At 39.2% G+C, this 21,646-nt stretch carries 7 protein-coding genes; 6 read left to right on the top strand and 1 reads right to left on the bottom strand.

Going from position 1 to position 21,646, the window contains the following annotated elements; genetic code table 11:
- Positions 1–11: 11 nt before the first annotated feature.
- The 6 genes from GGR22_RS11820 (at position 12) to GGR22_RS11795 (ending at position 20,522) form a co-directional block, all read left to right on the top strand.
- A complete protein-coding gene (locus tag GGR22_RS11820; RefSeq protein WP_182493830.1) occupies positions 12–8,060 on the top strand; it encodes a hypothetical protein in 8,049 nt (2,682 codons plus the stop codon).
- A 13-nt stretch (positions 8,061–8,073) separates the two neighbouring features.
- The gene (locus GGR22_RS11815) at positions 8,074–14,136 is read left to right on the top strand and encodes a hypothetical protein (protein WP_182493829.1); all 6,063 of its coding nucleotides are present in this window, start codon (positions 8,074–8,076) and stop codon (positions 14,134–14,136) included.
- A gap of 27 nt (positions 14,137–14,163) precedes the next feature.
- Entirely contained in the window at positions 14,164–15,063 is a 900-nt protein-coding gene (locus GGR22_RS11810) for a hypothetical protein (protein WP_182493828.1), read from the top strand.
- Between the two features lie 1,026 nt (positions 15,064–16,089).
- A complete protein-coding gene (locus GGR22_RS11805) occupies positions 16,090–16,989 on the top strand; it encodes an AraC family transcriptional regulator (protein ID WP_182493827.1) in 900 nt (299 codons plus the stop codon).
- A 140-nt stretch (positions 16,990–17,129) separates the two neighbouring features.
- A complete protein-coding gene (locus GGR22_RS11800) occupies positions 17,130–17,876 on the top strand; it encodes an SDR family oxidoreductase (RefSeq protein WP_182493826.1) in 747 nt (248 codons plus the stop codon).
- Positions 17,877–19,712: 1,836 nt separating this feature from the next.
- Positions 19,713–20,522 (top strand): SDR family NAD(P)-dependent oxidoreductase, encoded by an 810-nt coding sequence (locus GGR22_RS11795; RefSeq protein ID WP_182493825.1) that lies wholly within the window; start codon positions 19,713–19,715, stop codon positions 20,520–20,522.
- A 273-nt stretch (positions 20,523–20,795) separates the two neighbouring features.
- Here GGR22_RS11795 and GGR22_RS11790 read toward each other — a convergent pair whose 3' ends face one another.
- Positions 20,796–21,605 (bottom strand): mechanosensitive ion channel family protein, encoded by an 810-nt coding sequence (locus GGR22_RS11790; protein ID WP_182493824.1) that lies wholly within the window; start codon positions 21,603–21,605, stop codon positions 20,796–20,798.
- Positions 21,606–21,646 lie beyond the last annotated feature (41 nt).

Below are 21,646 nucleotides of genomic sequence, written 5' to 3'. Positions count from 1 at the left end.
AAATTAATTTTATGCCAACAACTCAATATTATCCTACGCTTTCTACCGTTGTAAGCTTAGACGATTTTCCAGAATATTTAGGCTTTATAAAAGAAGGCATCCAGAGCATTTTTGATAAAATTTATATCAAAGATTTTCAGGCCAGCATAAGCCCGAGAGGCGAGTCAGGTTTCTATGGGCTCTCTATTGTTTCAAGGAAAAGACTACAATTCGAGATTCCTGGAACTGGAATGTTTTTCATTCTGAATCCTGACAGCGACGACGTGAATATTTCTTCATTTCCAGTAACGGTAGAATATCGTTGGCTCGTTTTGGCATACTTGCGAAGCTTCAATCTTGATAGCTTTTCGTTTTCAGCAAAAGAATTCTATGAACTCGGATTACAGATACTTGACGTTTCGGAAGAAGAAGTCGTAACCCTTGCGCTCAATAACTTTGTTACACCAGTTGATGAATTTACGACCTCTCTGGAACAGCTTATACGAGACCTCAATGACGAATTCGGGCTGACAATCCCAGAGCCGCAAACAGATAATAAAATACAAGAGCTCGTATTGTCAATTAGAGAACAATATGGCGCAGCAGCCTCAGCAGCAATTTTCCTGTTGTATTTTCTTCAAGACGGCAATTTACAGGCTTCGTTAGACAAGGTTAAAGAATTTTTTAAAGCCCTTATCCCTGATGATATAGATGCCTATGTAAAAGATATAATTACGCCAACAGCCCGCGTAACGCTTGCGCTTACCGCTGCTATAGAATTTCCAGAAAACATACTAAAACCAATCAATCCAGATGGTTCTGAGTATCTTCCGGCAACAACAAAAACACAATTTTCCTTCGCCCAAGCCCTACTTTATGCAGATACACAGCTGGGTGTCGGATTTCAATTAGAATTAGGAGGCTCATTAGTACCACCCTATGCCCAAATCGGAAAGACAGGAATCATTCTTCAGATTGATACACTCAAGCTTGATTTAAGCAAAACCTCAAACATTGAAGAAGCCACTGCAGACGGACGTCCTGATGATTTTATTGGAGTCTATGCAAGAGCCATATCCGTTACGCTCCCTTCCAGATGGTTTCATGACGATACAGAACCAGTAGGAAATAGCAGCACAACGCTTCGCCTAGGCGGTTATGATATACTAGCCGGTACAGGTGGTTTGTCCGGCACAATACTGTTAGAATCCGTACCGCTGTTAAATCCAGGTGTAGGCTTCCAGTACTATAATGACAAATTTGAATTTGTATATCCGATCGCAATGTTTCAGAAAAACCCTGTAACAGAAGCAGTCGAAGAAAAAATAATTAACGGATATGCAGAATTGATTGCCTATTTGCAGCAACTCAATGCGGCTGGGTTGCCTTATGCGTTCAAGTTTCCGCTCTCGCTGACTACAATCAGCCCAGTTGTGCTGCATACTTTTGATAAAGTGGAGCAATACCAGCTTTTTTTAGCTACACTGGCTAACGACACACTTTGGAAAAAAATTGGCGGCGATAATGGCTTTAGAGTTGGATTTAAAAAATTTGACATCACTTTCAAACAAAACAAAGTGATTTCATCCAATATAAAAGGTGCGCTTGAAATAAACAAATTTGTATATCCTGCTGGAGCCACCTATCCGGACGGCAGCCCGATACCAGCAAATACGACAGTTCGCATAAATATCGACGGACATCTATCCGACAACGGCGATTTTAACCTGACTGCTTCAGCCGAACCGCCATACCCGATAGAACTTCCAGACGTATTTACCTACCATCTGAAATCGGTTGAATTAGGAAAACAAGACGACGATTTCTACATAGGAACCTCAGGCTCTATAGAATTTCAAGGCTTCCTGAAAGATACGCTCAATCTAGGACCTATCGAAATCGAGCGCCTGCGCATTTATAGCGACGGCTCTATTGAGCTGATTGGAGGTTCTATAAATTTAGTAAAACCAATTGTCCTGTCGCTTGGACCGGTAGAAATTACCGTAAGCGCCATTCATTATGGCTCGCACCAAAAAGAAGTAAACGGGCAGATGCGCAAATTCAACTATTTTGGATTTGACGGTGGCATTAGTGTAGACCCATTAGGGGTTGAAATCAGGGGAGATGGTGTTAAATTTTACTACTGTTCAGACGACCTGCCAAATAAGCCAAGTTCCTATCTTCACATACAGACCTTATATCTCGATTTGACAATACCGTCCAAAACGCCAGTCGCGATTATCAATGGATGGCTTTCAATTCCAGAACCAGGAGTTTCTAAAGAATATGCTGGAGGAATCAAATTACAGCTGCCAAAAGCAAAAATATCGGGTAGGGCAGACATGAAGCTGATGCCTAAATATCCGGCTTTCATTATCGATGCAGAAATAGAATTTCCAGCTCCGATTCCATTGGGAACCTTTGCAATTTATGGATTCCGAGGCTTGATGGGCTACCGTTATGTAGCCGAAAAAGAAGCCATCGGATTAGTTTCAGGAGTCGATACGTGGTATGACTACTATAAAGCACCACCGAGAGGAATTCATGTAAAAAAATTCAACGGTCCAGACAAGACAAAGAAATCAGGCACGCCAATCTCCATTGGAGCTGGAGCGTCGCTAGGAACCTCGTTTGATAACGGTACGGTATTGAATATAAAAGCAATGGTACTGCTTTCTATACCCTCGCTGTTTATGATAGACGGAAGGGCAGCGATTATTTCGGCAAGGCTCGGACTAGAAGATACTAAAGATCCGCCATTCTTTGCATTTGTTGCCTTGGGAGACAACTCTCTTGAGTTTGGTTTTGGAGCCGATTTTAAGATGCCGACAAAAACGGGCAAAATATTGACTCTTTATGCAGAAGTGCAGGCCGGTTTCTTCTTTAACAGTTCTTCAAAATGGTATGTCAATGTTGGGACAAAAACCAACCCGATTACGGCAAGAATACTCACATTAATTACGCTGAAAAGCTATGTAATGCTTTCTGCCAAAGGCATCGAGGCCGGAGCAAGAGGCGATTTTGATTTCAAGAGAAACTATGGCATCATAAGGGTTCATGCTTGGGCCTATATTGAAGTTGGAGGAAAAATAAGCTTCAGAAGGCCGCAATTTGGAGCCTATCTGCAAGCAGGAGTAGGAGCAGATATCGATATCAAGTTCCTTAGTTTCTACCTTGCCGTTGATATTCTATTTGGCGTAGAAGCGCCAAAACCATTCCTTATCTATGGTAAATTCTATTACAAAGTAAGAATCAGGATTTTATGGGTGTTTAAGTTTAGCTTCAGCGGCGACCTTGAAGTCTACTGGGAATTTGACAAACAAGTTGATAGAGAGCCAATCAATCCTTTCATCAATGCAGAAAGTACGATTCCGATAGACGGTTTGGTAAAAGGAGTGAACATGCTCTCTAATGAAACCTTTGAATTAGCATATCTCCAAGATGCGATTCCAACAGATCTTCCGCAAAAAATTAAAGATAAGATCATTCCGCTGGACACGTATATAGATATCAAAACAGAAAAAGCACTGTTGCCTGGAAGCGCCATTTCTGCCAAAATTGGAGGTTATAATAATCCAGCATCAAATTATGTAGATCTTATACCGCCTGATAAAATCGTAAAAGGCAAAGAAATGCGCCAGGTTAAGCATCAATATTCGATTGAAAAAATCGAAGTGAGATCCTGGACAGGAACCCAATGGGTAGATTATAACCCTTACAAAGCATTGTATCCTAATGACCCTAGCGATCCGGGCTATAATGCCATACTAAACAATATGAAAATTGGACAGTTTCAAAAAACGGACGGGCAATACAATACCGTTCGATTATTGGCAACCACTCCTTTTTCTTTTACCGAGCAAGGACAGCCGGGATGGCACATCCCTGAGCAATATGGCGTGACAGCAACAACTCTGTTCTGTGAAGGGCAGGAAATAGAAATGCGATATGCTGATTTCTTGAACAAGCCTTTAGGCCAAAAGTACTATTGCTATACGCCAAACGACATGTTTTATTCCAATCAGGTTGCATTTCTTTTGACAAATCGACTCGATGAAGACTATACATTTATTACCAATCAAAATAATCCATTTGGTTTAGCGCAGTCATTAGCGATTAACAATCATAATAATCTGCAAATCATGCTGCCGCAGCCATCTGTCAAGATTGAATTGAGTCTGACTTGCATGACGCAAGGAGTGCGGATAAAGTTTTATGCGCCGCTTATTAATGACAATCTGAATTATGTTACCTATGGCAATCCGGATCCTAACGCTGCAAATCCAGACCAGCCCTATATCGTGGAATTATTGTCTAGTGAACTGGCTGTAGCTTATTTATATGAACAGAATAATTGGAACGCTGTCACAAAAATTAGCATTGAGCCGTTATATCCAAACCTTCTAAGCCTACAGATTGCTAATCTGACAGAACAGATTGCCATTATCAATCAATTAAATAACGAGATTCTTTTAGGCATTGCCGAAGGAGAACTTCAGTCAACGGAAGTTTTGGAATCAGAGCTGCATAATCTATCTTGTGGTGATGGAGCAATCAAGACTACGCTATACCGTTTTGATTCCCAGGATAATGTTTTTGCTGTTAGGATAAATAATCAATCCCATGATTGGACCATGAGTTGGGATCTTGAAACCAACCATAAAGTACAGGAAAATGAATTTGGTTTTAGGCGGGATGGAAAACTCATTATAGAAAGCAATTACCAAATAATGGAAGTAAAGCTCCATCCGATTGTTTCTGATGGTTATATTATTCCTATTGTTGGATACGATGTCCAGTATTTAGGAAAAAAAGCGCTCGTTTATGTTGAAGAACTTGAAGACTATTTAGATCAAACCGACGTTTTTGATATTGAAATCTCTTATAGATTATCAGGAAGTTCTTCGGCTTCCTTTGTGAATAGGTATAGCAAACCAGATGCTTTTAATTATTATGCAGCTGAAGAATTTGTAGAAAATAATACCTCATTTATATTTTCTATTGGAAAAACAGAAGGTAAAGGACTGCTCAGTAAGATTGCGACGAATGGAGATTTAATCTGGGAAAAAACCTATGAAATAGAAGGCAACAAAGAACCGTTGACTTTTAAATCGATCATACAGCTGGATCTTGAAAAAGCAGACGAAAAAGAAAGAGAACGCGGATTCCAGTATATCGTTTATGCCTCATCCGCAACTAATTATTTCCTCTTGTCTATCGACTCTTCGGGTACGGTTTTATGGACCAAGCATCTTGCATGGGAAGATAGAGATGTCTTTTTCCATCTCGAAGCCTCCAAGACTGACTATAGCTTTTATATAGCAATCTCAGACAGGAACGAGATCGATGTCAACAACTATCCTTATGTTGGAAAATCAGACTCGCTAGGCAATTTTATCAGAGAAAAAATAATTGTCCTTCCAAAAGAAGAGATTATTATCAATGCTTTTTATGCCGACGAAAGAGGAGTTGTATTGGCAGGAAGATATATCGAAAAAGATTCGCGAAGCTTCATAATCAGGCTAAACAAGGACTTGAAGATTTTAGAGTCGATGCATATTGTTGAGCCTTATACGACACTACATAGCGTCAGGACAATCGACAAGAAATACTTGGTTTCCGGTTATGACAATTCTAGCGATGCCCTTTTTGTTTCTATGATAAGCGAATATGGCAACAATTCGACCTATCATTTCCCAGAAACTAAAAACCACGGCTCTTGTATCGAATTGAACAGCAATGGCTTTTATTTGCTGCAGTATACGGAAACCCATGGAATCTTGCACCAGTTGGATTTTGAGTTCAAGATTATATGGACAAAAGAAATCAGGCTAGAGAAAAAACCGAATGGTATTAGGAACTTTACTTACAATAAGACTACGCAAAAAATAACCTTAAATGCGTTCAATCAATCCGAAGGATCATTGGTAGTCCATACAGATAAAGATTTCCAAAGCTGCTTGACATACAAATTAGAGAAGCGCGAGCTGTTCGAGAACAGGTGCAATGTTAAAGAGCTGGGAATTGATGAAAAAGAACAAAGGATAGCCACAAAGGACCTAAGAGCATATTTCAATGCGATTAGTTCCCAAAAAATAGCCTTATGTCCAGATTCAAGCAATGATTGTGGAGAAGAGGATGAAGTGGTATGTACTTTGAGAAGCGACATCCTTTCCATTTTTGTAAGCTGTTTCGAAGATCCTAAGATTGTTGCAGAAACAGGCAAATTTGATCAGGCTGGCTGTGCTAGGGAAATCTTGAATTTGATTAAGATTTTTAGCGCTACCTATCCAGATTATAACTTAGAAGAAGTATTTAATGAACAGCTGCATATACTTCGTGTCTTTATGGAAGTGCAAAATATCGAAACCTATACGGCAGCATGGAATGCCGTGCAGTTTATGATTAGCTATTTGGATACTTTAGGAAATTGCACTTGCGATTGCGGCGACAATTCTAAAAAATTCACGATGCTTCATAAAGTAGGATGGCTTTCTAGAGAAGACTATGTATATAATATCAATATTCCAAGTCAGGCGGCTATTACAGAAGATACGCAGCTTGCGATAGCGGGAATAAATAAATTTATACAGCCAATCTGGAGACCCGATACCAACTATGTTGTCTATTTCGAATTAAAAGATACGGTAGACTCAGGCAGCAGCACGCCAGGAAACTATAAATATGCCTATGGTTTTACGACGGCAGGACCAGTCGGATATTTCCATACCGATGAAAAAGCTACTTATGGTGATATTCCTCTAAAGGCGGGCGACGTATTGACTACTGTTGACGGACATACTTTTACTGCTTCTAACGGACAAATACTGGAAGATGCTAACGGAATTATCAGAAATGCAGACGGTAGTGAGAATCCGGCAAAAATTACGCCGCATCCAGACAAGTATGCCTTGACGTCATTGAAGCAATATATTGATTATAATCGTTCCTATCCAAATGCGGATGGTAATTTGTTGAGTGCAAAACCGTTGTTTTATAACGATGATACCACGCAGATTTATTTGTTTTTCAATAAAGTCTATGCGACTCACTTTTTCCATAAATGGGAAACCTATAACAATAAGCCTGCTGCCGATGGAAGATTAAAAATTGTCATCAAGGATCCGAGAGAAGACGTGTCGATTACAAATCCGCCTTATTTGGATTATGATGAAAATGATGTGGAGCACATCAATATTCCGCAGACTGAACAGCAATGGAATTTGGACAGTAATCCGCAAATTCCTTTCGTAATCAGCCAGTATGCCAATTTGTTCGGCAATGGCGGATGTACGGGAATTATCGAAACGATAAAACCAGCTTCGCAGTACATTAAAATTACGCCAAAACATTTGAAGCCTAATAAGCTGTATACGGCGATAGTAAATAACATGTACGATGTCAATCACAATGGAGTAGTCGAAAATACGCTGGACGAAACACGCGAAGTCCACAAATTTGTTTTCAAGACTTCAAGGTATGCTACCTTCAAAGAACAAGTAGAAAGCTACTATCTTGAACAAAATATCGAAGGACAACTGACGCAAAAAGAGGCGCTGTTCAAGATTGAAAAAGCATTCACGACTGAAGTGATAAATGCGGCATACAACACGATTGTGGGTCAAGCGATTACAGGTTTGCCAGCTGATGTGATTTCCAATCTGAACAACAATTACCAGCATCCGTTTGATAGGGTTCTGGAAGGAGTTTTAGGATTCAGTCCATTAGATGAGGCGATTTCGACAGAAATAAATGTGATAAGAAATTCTGAGGATAACAAAATAATAGCTGTTATGGTAAGAAACCCTGAGCCGTTCAATAATCCTAAATTTCCGCTTTCGGTAATGCAAGATACGATACAGGTTCTAAACGGTTCTGTTCCAAATAACGCCTATAAAGTACTGTTCTCCAAAGACAATTCGCAAGCAATCATTATGAATACGGCCAAGGAGATAACGGAGAATTTTAACCTGCGATTCAAGTATAAGATTTATCAAGATGATGCGGATACTAATCCAGATAATAATTATGTCGTTTCAGGAGATCTTACGCTTTTAAATGTAGCCGTTTTAAATAATTAAATAAAAAAAGAATATGCCATTCGTTAATCAATATAGTAGAGATAGGGTAGTTTATGCGGAAGAATTTATAGAAAGAGAAGAGTCTTTTATTTATTCGATATCCCATATAAGAGGACTTAGATCAGATGATGTTATTCTTACAAAAACCGATGCCGCTGGCGAAGTTGTCTGGAAGAAAAAGATTCAAATAAGAGGAGAAGAACAGCATGCCAATACTTTTAAAATTATTCAGCTACAGGAATATTATGTAATGTTGTGCGATCGTACAGATGATTCGATTAATTCGTGTCACTTTATTGCATTTGGCTATTCAGGCAACCAGATTTGGACGAAAAAATTTGATAAGTATAGAGGTTATCGCCATGCTGATCCCACACTAATTGCTTCAAGGAGAAGGGATAGTTTTTTCTTGATGGCTTCAATTGTTGAGCCTGATGAAAATGTGGAAGAGAGTACTGGAGGAAGAATCGCTTCAGCTTATGTTACAAAATTTGACGCAAATGGCAATTTTATCAAATCAAAACTGTTCTTTCAAGAGAATGAGGCACAGGGAATTGTCTTTAGAACTATTGACCATCTTGGCGAAGGCTTTGTAATAGGGGGAAGCATAATGTCTGACTACGTTAATTTTAATGGATTAGTCGTAAGTATTGATACAGAGTTGGAAGTGCTTTCTACGAATTATCTAGATGCCGTAATAACCCAGATTTTCTACCTTAAAACGAACGACCAAGGACAGATAGCCGCAGTAGGTTCTGGAACAAGAGGCGGTTTCCTGACGCTTTTTACGATAAACAACTCTCTATCCTTTAATTTTCGTATTAATTGGTACGGTTCCTTAGCGCTGTCGAACAATCATATTTATTCTGTTTATTCAAAAGATATTGTCCATAAGTACAATTTAAGCTTAGGTTTTGTATGGTCAAAAAAGATAGACATTCATAGTATTGCTTCGCTGTCTTATAATCCAGGGTCTGATCATTTGACTTTGGTCAATTCTCCTGATGATAAAAAGAATGAGAAATCCATTATTGCCTATACAGATGCTGAGCTGAACAGCTGCAAGACAAGTGTTGTGGAAAACCCCGTCATTCCTACAGATAAGTTTAAATTAAACCGGACAAAAATCCCGACACAAGAGCTGGAAATAAGGGTCGATTCAACCAGGACAACATTGGAAAACTATGTTACCGAGCAAGAAAATCTCTGTGGAAATTTAGGTCCTGTCATTACTGAAAATGCAGCTCTCCAGTCCAGCCATTTTTATCTTCAAGCTGCCGGTTCACGAGGAGCTGACAGTACAAAAGGTATCCATCTGCGATGGTCTTTGAAGGGCAGCATGGCCTATCATTTGCCTAAAGCGAATTATGCTACAAACAATTTCAATTTTAATAAACAAGACGATTTTGTAAAAATATACAGGGCAAAATATGTTCCGATTCGAATTGCTATAGATTTTTATGCGACTCCGAATATTGTAAATGAGAGCACAAATCAGAAAAATTGGATTTATAATATCGATAATAAGGTATTTTATGTCCACTTTAGAAATGCGGCAAAATACAATGCGGCAAGAGCTCTTTTCAACCCAAGTGCGAATCCCTATGAATTTATAAAACAATATGGCAACGGGATTATAGAAATTGAAAACAAGACAGAATTGAGTTTTGCAGTAACGCCAAGTTTTGAAGTTCTGAATAATTCAAGTACCACTAGGTTGGAACTGCTTTCTGTTGAAGAAAATAAGATTACGGCCCCGAAAGGAGCCTCTTTACGCCAAACCTATGCAACAGAATCTCTTACGGGTCTCAAACTAACCAGCGAGAACATAAGAAGTATCAGGTTTTCCGCAGAACAGGCTGTAATCCAAAAGATTGATTTTGAACTGTATTCCGATTTTATTACGAGGACGAGCAGCAGCAGTTGGACTTTTTTAGGCAATCATGCACTAACAAAAGAGACGGAATTGGCATATAAAAGACTGGAACCAGAACCAGATTGCCTTTCAAAATGGTTGCGCTACAATGACGAAGCTTTCGTAAGAGTAGAGAATTATAGAGCCAAATGGGATGGCAGCAACGTCGAAGACGATAATAAGATACGAGAAGTTGTCGGCAAATACATTAGCCTCAGTGACGATCAAGCAAATCCGCTGGCTATCGAAACCTATTTTCCGGAAGAAGGCAGCGAAGACAATGAGTTTGAAATTTCTAATTTGCATTTGTTGCACATGGGAGCATTGGATTTCCACATCGCCCGTATGCTTGGCCTAGGCTTGCTAGATCTGAATGAAACTGTCTTTGATGGAGAGTATATTTATATGGCAGAATATACAACCTATGGAAACCTGCAAGACGGTTTGGGAGCAAGAGAAGTACAGCATATTTACTGCTCTTTGCCTACCGCATTATATAATGAAAGGCTTCCATTGCCAATAGACTTAAAAGAGCCTGTTCCAGGTATCTCGTATGCTTTGGGAACGGAATCGCCTGGCGTTTTGACGGATGCGGAAGGCTATTCTCAAGATGGAAGAACACGATTTTTAAGCCTCTATAATGAAGAGATTCCCGAGGAAATGCTCAATGCTGCTTTTTATTACCATAATGTTGAATTCAGCGCGTCCAATTGTACAATTCCTGTTTTTGCAGGAATAGAATATAAAAAATCAGAGCTTTCGAGGTGGAAGAAACCAGAATTGTCTTTTGATAGAGAATACTATAACATTGATGATACCGTAGATCCAGAACTAACGAACGAAACAAGATCGATAATACTTCCTGAAACTGGATACCCTTTATTTGTCCATAGAGAAAGAGAAAACGGATACCACGATTATAGTTCTTACGGAATAAACTGGTTTAGCAGGGCCACCAGCAGCGAGATTATCCATACGATCAACACCAAGATCAAGCCTACTAACAATCTGCTGCCGCCAACAAACATTAATGCCGTGCTTATCCGTAAAGAAAGTCCTTTGCTGCTCACGTCTTCAACCGAACAAGTCATGTTTAATGGCATAACAGGTGATGATAAGACATTAGTAAGGCTGACATTTGAATACAATCACGGACAGGAATTGATAGATTATCACAAAGAAATTGATGGCCAGCTCGTGAGCGGCTATCAAGAACTTCCAGACAACGAGGAACTTTTTGCTGAAGATATAGAAATACTGTTCAGGAACCATATCCCAAATAGCGTTTCGGGGAAAATTTTGGATATTATCCAAGACCCGACAAACCCATTGATCATTACTATTTTAACGGAGCCCTACCCAATAACTAGTTCAGGCAATGCCAATGATACTCTGATTCCTAGTATCCCTAACGGTTTGGAAAACAATTTCAAAGGAAGTATCATGCTGGTTGATGGTAACGAATATGTTGTTCATCAGGTAGATACCTCTTCGGTATATCCGACATTTACGGTGTTTAAAAGAGATGTAAGCGGTGCCCTGATTGATGAAAGCACGACAATTATTCCTGACGAAGTTCAGATTCCAGATGAAGGAAGCCTTTTTTTGGTCGTAGAAAATATGCAAAATGTTTACGCTTGGGAAACATCAAGCCCTTTCTATGTAAACGTTGACCATACGCAAATACACCATGAAACTATTGCAATTACCAATACGGATGGAACTACGGAAACACACGAACAAAAATTTAGAGGTATTTATCAAAATACCCTGATAGAAAAAGTGTTTGAAAAAGTAGACGATGACAACGATGGATTTTATGACTTGATTAGTCCTAACGCTGATCCAAACGACCCTGCTAGTTATGTGATGAGGCATTTGGGAATGTATAAGATTACGTTTAACGGATTAAATTTGGGACACCATTCACAGTATGCCAATGCCAACTCTGTTGACTGGTATAATGGTGTCGTTAGGATTCATACCTTGTTGCAGCCTAACGGGCCTAGAAAAGAATTTAAGGTGGTCAGGACAGAAAATATAGGACAAAATGCTAATTTGGTACTCTATGCTTGCGATTTAGAATTTCCAAACAATCCTACCAATCTGACGAATTACGAAGGAAAGATTATGAGTCCGTCAGATACGGTCATTTCAATAAATCAATTCGTAAATTATTATCCGGGTTACAAATCCTACCTGTATAAAAATGCAATCAGCGGATTGGATAAAAACAATACGCTGCCTAATCCAAATTCTGAAGAAGACGTTCGTTATACTATTTTTGGCTTGAGAAGCCATGATGCGGACTATCAAAATCAGAACTCAGAAGATTATTTTTCTAAAGTGTCTGTACCAGCAATAATGTTTGCCCAAGCAATTGTAGAACCCAAACAGCCAGAGCTGCCGTCAGGAGGAGATTATGCGACAAGACCGGACTTTTTTGGAAAATCGTCCTATACATTTAAGACCAAGTATGAGCCTGGACACAAGCCGCATTCGGTTCAGTTCAACCGTGCCAGTGATATCCAGATACTGTCTTCAATCTATGATAATATTATAAAAACGGTAAATGATGTTCCTCAACCTACAACCGTCGATTTGATCATTAAAGACATTTTTAAAGACGGAGAAGAAGCTTTTTATGTGGACCGATGGAATAATTTGCTAAGCTTTGATTATAACTATCCAGGTAATCCATCGGCTAATGGACAGTTCAAGACATTTGAAAATAAAAAGCTGCCGATGCCTGATGGGTCTAATTTTATAGGCAGTATGAATGCTTTTATTGATGCACACAATAATTTTTATAACAATTCGCCATCTGCAGTACCGCACGTAACTGTGCCTATCACAAATCTAAATACGATAGTAATACCAGAAGTAATAATCAATGGTGTTGTCAGAAATGGCGCATTGATGATCAAGGATTTCATGAAAGACATCATATACAATTGTTTTGTGCCTTTAACAGAAGTTCCGGTTATCTTTGATTTTATAAAAGGAAACGATTACACGCCGATTCCTAAAAAGCAGGTAGTGAGAGACAGAAATGGAAATCTGCTGACTCCGACGCTTGATCCTAATGCTGAGTTTGATATGGCTCCGATGATGAAAAGGCTGGGAGCAAGTCCGCATGAAACCCAGTTCACGGATTTTGGACTGGATGGTGCTTCCAATGCTAAATATTTTTACACAGTCAGAGAGATAAACGTACAGCTAAAAACTGGCGATTATAGCCCAATCAAAGGACCGATAAGCCTTGTAAATACGGCTCCTCCGACAGCACCTGAAATAATAAAAATAATTCCGGTATTAGAAAACAGGAATTTAGAAATCAGTCCGTCGATTCAATTGCAAATTAACGCTTATCCTGCAGTTCAGAATATCAGGAAAATCAACATCTATAGGGCAACGAACGGAGCCGATGCGCTTTCGATCCGAACCATGAAGCTGGTGAAGGTCATCGATATAGAAGCAGCTGGGCTTACAGATGAAAGCCAATGGATTTTTGAAGATGATTTTAACGACATTCCTCTGATTCCGTATGGCGATCCATTGTATTATAGGCTGACAGTCTCGAGAGTCATAAAATATAATGATACTACTGGTGCTACTTTAATTGATTATGCTCCTTCAGAAGCTTCGAAATTTGTCTTGACTAATATTGTGGAAAACTACAGTCCGGAGTCGCCAACCATAAACTATGCTTCTGAAGCTATTTTGCCTAATGGAGACTTGAACTTTGTGAACCTGTTTTGGGATGAAACTGCATACAAAGGACAATACTATATCTATAAGATGAATGCGCAAGGCAATTGGATTGAAATCGCTCGAGTACTGTCCGATAGAATGACCAATGGGCGCTATTATGCACAACAACAAGATTCCCAAGGCAATTGGGTTCAGGTTGCTGTAATTCCTGCAATTGACGGAAAAATATACCTGCCGTTAGAATTAACAAATTTAAATACCTATAGCCTAGCCACAAAAACACTAGAAGGATCGGAACTTTACCATCATTTTAAAGTGCTTGCAGAAAATACTTCTGGCATGTTGAGTACGAAGGAAAATATCCTGTCGCTCTATAACGAAGAAACATGGAATAATCTCGGCGGAATTGGAGACATGATCATTGAAGGCACATTCATCATAAGATAAATTTAATATTAATAAAAAAATATAAAAATGGCAACTAGTAGAAATGATTTGAAAGTATATTTTGAAACAGGAAAAAAACCAATCCAAACCAATTTTGAAGAATTGATTGACAGCTTGGTACACAAAGACGAAGACCGAGTGTCGTCTGCCCAGCCAGTCGATGTAAGCAATGACCAAAAATTTGTTACGCCAAAAGTAGCTAAGATGGTTGTTGACGCCCATGCAGTAAGGAAAGTCAACGGAGTTGCTCCAGATGGTACTGGAAATGTTGCAATAACCAACGTTGCCGGAACTGCGTCAACAATAACAGGCAATATTACCAAAGCCCAAGTAACTGGATTACAGGCAGACTTGGACAGTAAATTAAATACAAGTAACCTGAGAACGGTCAACGGGAATTCTTTAGTTGGAACGACAGATCTTGTTCTCGGAAGCAGTTCGGTTCTTTCAGGTTTTCTGTCAGCTGTACAGACGGCGACTGGTGCAGGACAGACCGTACTCACGGGCAATGTATTCGTAATTCCTCCGGGTAAATCGGCTGTGGTCACAGCCATGCTTAGTTTTACATGTAACTCGACGACAAGTGGCGCCGTTTATGGCATAAAAATCCAACAGCAAAATGGAGGTTCAGGAAATGCGATAGGCTCTTGGTCTGCTGAAGTAGGAACTGCTGCTTCAGCTGGTTCAGCGGGTATTCGCGGTGGAAATTCATTTACCATAGCACCAAACATCACAGGAGGAGGAGAAATTACGGCAACAATATCAACCGCGCCAGCTTCAGGCAATATTTCTGCCACACTAACAGCAATAATTAAAAATACGTCAGCAACACTTGCAACGACGGTTTCTATTACAATGAGACCATCTACAGCAACTGCCACATTGAGTGCGCAAATAGGCTCGGGTACCCTAGTCGTTATTTCATAGGAAACCCTGATTAGATAAAGCAATCAAACAAGAAATATAATAATTTTCTTGGGCTGTCACGGCAATAGAGGAAAGGCAGTGTAAAAAAGGATACTATCAAAAATTTTGGCGAAATAAATAAATTCCTGCATGATTTTCCGCTACTGAACAGTTAAAGTCCAAGCTAAGATTGTGAATTAGGTCTATCCCTTTTTTCGAAAAATTCTAAATGATGCTCCTTATGTCTTATTTATCTATTCTTCGGCTCTCGTTTGCGTATTCCATCATACTGAGCAACTCTATTTAGCTATGTGCCACGAATGTGCCACAAACTTTCTGTGCATTTTTATAATTCTGTTTGTTACCGATTAAAAACGACGAAGCCTGCAACTGTAATAATTGCAGGCTTCATGGGTATTTAAAGAAGTTTTTTACTAAAACCAAACGACTTCGTCATTTGATTTAAAGTACAAAGTGGAGTCGGGGAGAGTTGAACTATTGCCTCTAAGCCCCTATAAACGTTGATTTCCTACATTTGGAAAAGGTGCTGTGCCACGAATGTGCATTAAAAAACTCCGTTTAGCAAAAATGCTGTCGGTTATGACAGCATTTCCTTTGCAAGATAAAATTTGTTTTCTTGGTGGAGCTGAAGGGCCCAACACTTATGCCGTTTTTGATATCTTCAGCCCTGTTTTATAAGATTTTTTCAACATGTGCCACGAATGTGCCACGTGAAATTTGAATATTTTATCTATGCAAAGGCTCCTGCACGAAGCCATCTGATTTGAAAGAACGATATTATCCTATTAGTTGATTCAAAGATAGTTATAATTCACATGATTAATGTAATGTATTCCAAATAATTTTAAAATATAAATAACCTTTACAATTGTTAGTTTAAATTTTTACTTGTTAGTTTAAAGTGCTGTAAGGATGAATTTTGCCTTACCTTTTTATGGTAAAAATGTTGCAACTCCAATGTGAAAAAAGAGAGAAATTTTTATTTCTTACTTTTATCATTGCTATTTCTCTAAAAGTTGTTGAAGCATGGCAAATTTTTCTATAGAAGTAAACAAATCGGATAAAGGTGTGCCTATTATTCTGCGTAGGCTGCAAGGCATCGAAGGTTTTATAGTTAAGGCATGGGATGAATTATCAGATGACTTCACAGATGCGCTTCATCCTCACAGGCATGACCATTATACCTGTATGCTGATCGAAGATGGTGCGCTTGAAGTGCTTTTAGATTTTGAGCATTTTATAATGCCAGCCAAAACACTTTTCATTTCGCCTCCTTGGCAGGTCCATCAAGTACTTAGTGTTTCAAAAGGCAGCGGGTGGTATATTTCCTTTGAAAATAATCTGATCGAAGCATCTGTACGAGCTACGCTTGACAAATGTTTGGAGGAGATGATATCTGTAGGGCTTACAGATTTAGAATTTGATTGGTTCAAGTCTGTCATACAATCCATTATGGCACTCGAAGAGATCAATAGTACAACATATAAGGATGTTTCCCATCCTTTGCTATCCGCGTTTGTTGCCCAGGCGGGGCTAAGCTACCAAAGCAAACCGATGGGGAGTACGGCGAACTTTGCGTCCCGTTCGGTAATGATTACGAAGAAATTTATGAATCTTGTCAGGCATAATTACCATCACCTTAAAAGGCCTGCAGATTATGCCGAAAAACTTCATATCAGCGTTAGCTACTTAAATGATACCGTAAAAAAAACAACCAACTCATCAGCATCTTTGCTTATTCAAAAGGAGATTTTAAGGGAAGCGCAGCGAATGCTCTATTACACCGATCACAGCGTCAAGGAAATATCTGATCTGCTGGGCTACGAAGATGAAAAGTATTTCATGCGACTTTTTAGAAAGAAAACTGGGTTTTCTCCTACGGAATATAGAAAACACAATGCTCCTCCCAGCGATTTCCTTTTATAATTGTTGCGGATTATTTTCTAAGTTAATGCCATTTGTCCACCTTCTGCTGTGGTTTGTGTGTTTTCTCGTGTATGCAAATGAATCAACTTTGCATTAACGAATTCCATATTAAAATTTTAACTCACATCACACATAAAAAAATGAAAATACTAGTAGTAGGCGGGACAGGATTAATAGGGGCCAATGTTGCTGGCAAATTAAATAACCAAGGGCACGAAGTCGTAATAGGCTCACCTTCACATGGAATTAACATCATCACTGGAGAAGGACTTTCTGAAGCGTTAAGAGGTACCGATATTGTGATTGATCTTTCAAATTCTTCATCCCCTGAAGAAGAAAACGCCCTTAATTTTTTTGAGACGGCTGGAAAGAACCTAGTAGCAGCTGAAAAATTGGCAGGAATTAGGCATCATGTCGTTTTATCGATTGTGGGTATAGACCGCGTACAGTATATTGGATACATGCGTGCGAAAAAAAATCAGGAGGATATTGTCAAGAACGCTGGTATTCCTTATACCATCATTCGCTCGACGCAATTTCATGAGCATGTCTCTACAATTATAGCAGTGCAGGGAAAAGAGGATGTTGTTAATATTTCTACACTTGATTTCCAGCCTATAGCAGCTGAAGATGTCGCCAATTTTGTCTTGAAGTTTGCTTTAGAAACAGCTAAAAACGGAACCATTGAAATTGCTGGTCCTGAGCTTGCCCCTATGGATCAATTTGTTTCAAGGTATATAAAAGTTACTGGGCAGCATAAAACCGTAATTTCGGACAACGAGCATAAATATATGTTTTATGATTTTCCTAAATCAGGTTTGGTACCCGAAGGAGATCACCAAAAGGGTAAGATTCATTTTGATGAATGGACTCAAAATCTAAAATGAATTACAGAATCATTGTTACGTTTGAAATATTTTAGCTTCTAAAGGCCAGAGCTGCTATAGAAAGATGGCTACGAATTATCGGTTAGAAATATTTAATAATTAGTTTCATAAAAAAAAATCCTCATCAATTTGATGAGGATTTTTTTGTGGGCTTAGAGGTAATGAAGTGCAACCCTTATTGCCTTTTTTAAGCCTTCTGAATGATTTTGAATATCAGAATAGTCAAGTTGTGTATTTCGGAAATACTATCCTTCCCTGTACGTTCCAAACTGTTCAGTAGACACTATGGATTTGTAGTCTGACGCTTACCTCTCATAGAACACCAGATTCTTGTTGCCCCTTTATTACCCCTTCATCAGTAACCCTGAAGAAAGGCTCCTTTTGCTTCACAAAAGCACTTAGGAGCTATCAAAAGCACTCTAAGAATAGTACTTGGAAAATAGATAAGCTGTCCAATTTTGATTTTCTTTTAAAGCGGTTTTCCCTCCACCAAGAATCGATTTCGTTCATCAAACAACACACCTATCCAGAACACATCTAGATGAACTAGAGGGGAGGAATATTGCCTTAGCTTTTTGTAGCAAATTAGGTAGCAACTCCACCTTTCCAGTTATTATCGAGATTATCATTACTTGCCACCATTTTCAAATTAATATTATACCTAACAAATATAATACAGATTAACAGAAAGTTCACATGTGCCTTCTCCCTGATTATCTGTACGGCTCTTAACTTTGTATTCGCCGCAAAAATACATTTAAAAACAGAAGAAAATTTCCCGTAAAAAGAGTATACTTGCTATTCATTAATTCAAGTTCCACGGAAAGGGCTTGTCCGGCTTTTCAAGCAGGTAGGAAATGGAATTTATAGACGGCGCACAGACCACGCTTTTAATCTTATAACATTGTTTCGGTTTGGTCGGTACAAAAAATATATCAGATGAAAGTATTACGTACAGGCTTATACTGAAAGCAGTCGGTATGCTTACCATTATTATATGGTTGGCTTTAATTGGCGATCAATTTCGGCTCGATATTTTCTTAGTACATTCATTCGATAAGGTGAAAAACTTTCTATCTCAACCCTGCAGATATTTAAAAGCACGGCTGCTTCTGATGCTTTTAAATTGAAAGTATATCCTTTTTTTACATCTATTTTTCAAGCTTGCTGCGCATAGCAAACCAAAGCCTTATTGAAATATCGAGCGCTATTATTGAATCATAAAAATTTGCACGATTTTGATCTGTTTCTTTTTGCTTAAGCTATCATATCGAACACTTGTTTCCTATTGTGATTTTCCTTTAATCGCTAAAAATATAGCTGGATTACTTATCTATTTAGAAATTTTGATTTGCATATAATTAAAAAAACATAATTGTTTTGTAGATAATCAGCGCGTACAATCTCAACTTATAAAAACGACCTCGGGATGCAAGTTGGCATGAAACAAAATGGACAGCACCACCGCCGTCCTTCCTGACTATAATTTAAACATGGAAAATGTGATAGCCCCCGAGCTATAATCCAAATTTAATTACCCTCTGCCTGAGTACTCTTATATTTTAGCAGCTTTTTCTTATGCCTTCTCCACTTTTTAGGTATCATACTACCTTAGCTGAATACGGTTGCACTTTAGGGTAATTATATAATTTATTTACCAGATGTAATAAATGATCAAAACAAAATTGTGAATAACTTGCTATGCAGCTGCCTACTGGGAATTCATATTTAAAAAGAAATAGCAGACCGCAAATCTAAAAAGATGATAAAAACCGCAACAAGGTAAGCGACTAAAAAAGTAAAGATAATCTATATTAAAATTTAAAAATTATAATTATGCAAGAGACAGTATTGATCACTGGGGCTACCAGCGGAATTGGGATTGAACTAGCCAAATTATTTGCAGCAGATGGTTACCGATTAGTAATTGTTGCACGGGACGTAATGGAACTGGCAGCTACGGCACAGATGCTAAGGGAACACTATACAGCGAATGTTGAGATTTTCGCAAAAGATCTATTTGATCCGGAAAGCGGCTTTGAACTTTACCGAGAATTGGAAGCCCAAGGAATTAAGATAGATGTACTGGTCAATGACGCTGGACAGGGACAGTATGGCCTTTTTGTAGAAACCGATGTTCGGAGGCAGCTTGACATCATCCAGCTCAATATCTCGAGCCTTGTGGTGCTGACGCACTTCTTCCTAAAGGATATGGTCGCCGCTGGCAGGGGGAAAATCCTTAACCTTTCGTCCATAGCCAGCAAAGTGCCTGGGCCTTGGCAGGCAGTCTATCATGGTACTAAAGCCTTTGTTCAGTCCTTTACCGAGGGAATCAGGAGCGAGGTCAAGGACAAGGGCATTACCGTTACCGCCCTTCTGCCCGGCGTAACAGACACGGATTTCTTCAACAAGGCCGATATGAACAGCTCGAAAGCGGTGCAGGACAAGGACGGGATGGCCGACCCAGCGGATGTGGCAAAGGACGGCTATGAAGCCCTGCTGCGCGGAGATGACAAGGTGGTATCTGGCTTCAAGAACAAAGTACAGGTAGCATTAAACAACCTGACGCCTGACGAGAATGCCGCCGACCAGATGAAAAATTTTCAGGAACCCGTTGACGAAGAAAAAAATAATGGACAGGACTAATATTGAAGAGGAGGCAGGCCGCTAAAGGCAAAAGGTATTACCCTAACCTTTGCAGAAAGCGCCATTGCTGGACGATTGGCGATGGAATTCAGCCTGTGCAAAGATACGGCGATTTTTTTGAAAGGAGGGTTGCTGTTATGCCTGCCTATGTAGATGAAGCTGGACATTCTTGTATGTCAAAAAGTTTCAAATTAAAACCAAGCAGAAATGTTTTGAATTTCTGTTGAAAGTTGCATCTTCTCTGGACTATGTTGAAAAATAATTAAAGAGCTATTATTTGATTACGTAATCGTGCTGTTTCAGGATTTCCATAATCTCAATAATGATTTCTGATCTGGTCTTGCCGTCGGAAATGCTAGGATCGGTCTTGACCCAATAGCGTACGGTCAATTGAACAATGGCTCCTGTAACTCCGGCGACGACGGCAGAGTTGTGATAGTCTTGGTCTACTACCTTGTCATGCCGCTCTAATACTTCTTTTATAAGGCTAATGGCACGTTTATAATCAGAACCATATTCAATGCCAATCATAAAATCCTGCAACAAGAAGCCGCCGCTGTTAAAATTAGTCAGGATGCTTTTGATCAACAACGCATTTGGTATGTAAATATCCTTACTGTCGCTCCGTATCTGCGTATCCCGAAGATTTAGAGTTACAACCTTGCCTTTGACACCATTGCTTTCGATAATGTCGCCTACAGAAAAAGGCCTTTTGAAGGCAAGCAGGATACCCGCCAAAAAATTTTCTCCAATATCTTTAAGCGCAAAACCAATAACAAAGGCTGTAATTCCTGCTCCTGCAAGAACAGTCTGGGCAACGCCCGTAAGTCCCACGATACGGAACATAAAAAGAAGACCAATCGCAATCAGGATGGCTTTTATGAGATTGGATATGAATGTAGCCAAAAGGGAATCCTGCATCTTGCTTTTAAGCCTCCTGCCTGCAAAAACGCTTATCCTAGAGGCAATCAGCCATGAAACCAACAGTATTGCTGTTGCAAGCAGTATTTTTGGAGTAATGGCTACTATACTTTTGTAATATCCTTCGATATGATGCATTACATCGTTAATAAACTCTTCCATACGCATATTTTTTAGTTAACTATTCTTGAGAAGAATGACTA

The sequence above is a fragment of the Flavobacterium gossypii genome (genome assembly GCF_014138495.1).
Taxonomy (GTDB): Bacteria; Bacteroidota; Bacteroidia; order Flavobacteriales; family Flavobacteriaceae; genus Flavobacterium; species Flavobacterium endophyticum.
This window is presented reverse-complemented; position numbering and strand designations above follow the sequence as displayed.

What these genes read in the sequence shown, in the direction of transcription:
- GGR22_RS11795 (WP_182493825.1), top strand. Translation starts at nt 19,713, where the DNA reads ATGCAAGAGACAGTATTGATCACTGGGGCTACCAGCGGAATTGGGATT.
- GGR22_RS11805 (WP_182493827.1), top strand. Translation starts at nt 16,090, where the DNA reads ATGGCAAATTTTTCTATAGAAGTAAACAAATCGGATAAAGGTGTGCCT.
- GGR22_RS11800 (WP_182493826.1), top strand. Translation starts at nt 17,130, where the DNA reads ATGAAAATACTAGTAGTAGGCGGGACAGGATTAATAGGGGCCAATGTT.
- GGR22_RS11820 (WP_182493830.1), top strand. Translation starts at nt 12, where the DNA reads ATGCCAACAACTCAATATTATCCTACGCTTTCTACCGTTGTAAGCTTA.
- GGR22_RS11790 (WP_182493824.1), bottom strand. Translation starts at nt 21,605, where the DNA reads ATGGAAGAGTTTATTAACGATGTAATGCATCATATCGAAGGATATTAC.
- GGR22_RS11810 (WP_182493828.1), top strand. Translation starts at nt 14,164, where the DNA reads ATGGCAACTAGTAGAAATGATTTGAAAGTATATTTTGAAACAGGAAAA.
- GGR22_RS11815 (WP_182493829.1), top strand. Translation starts at nt 8,074, where the DNA reads ATGCCATTCGTTAATCAATATAGTAGAGATAGGGTAGTTTATGCGGAA.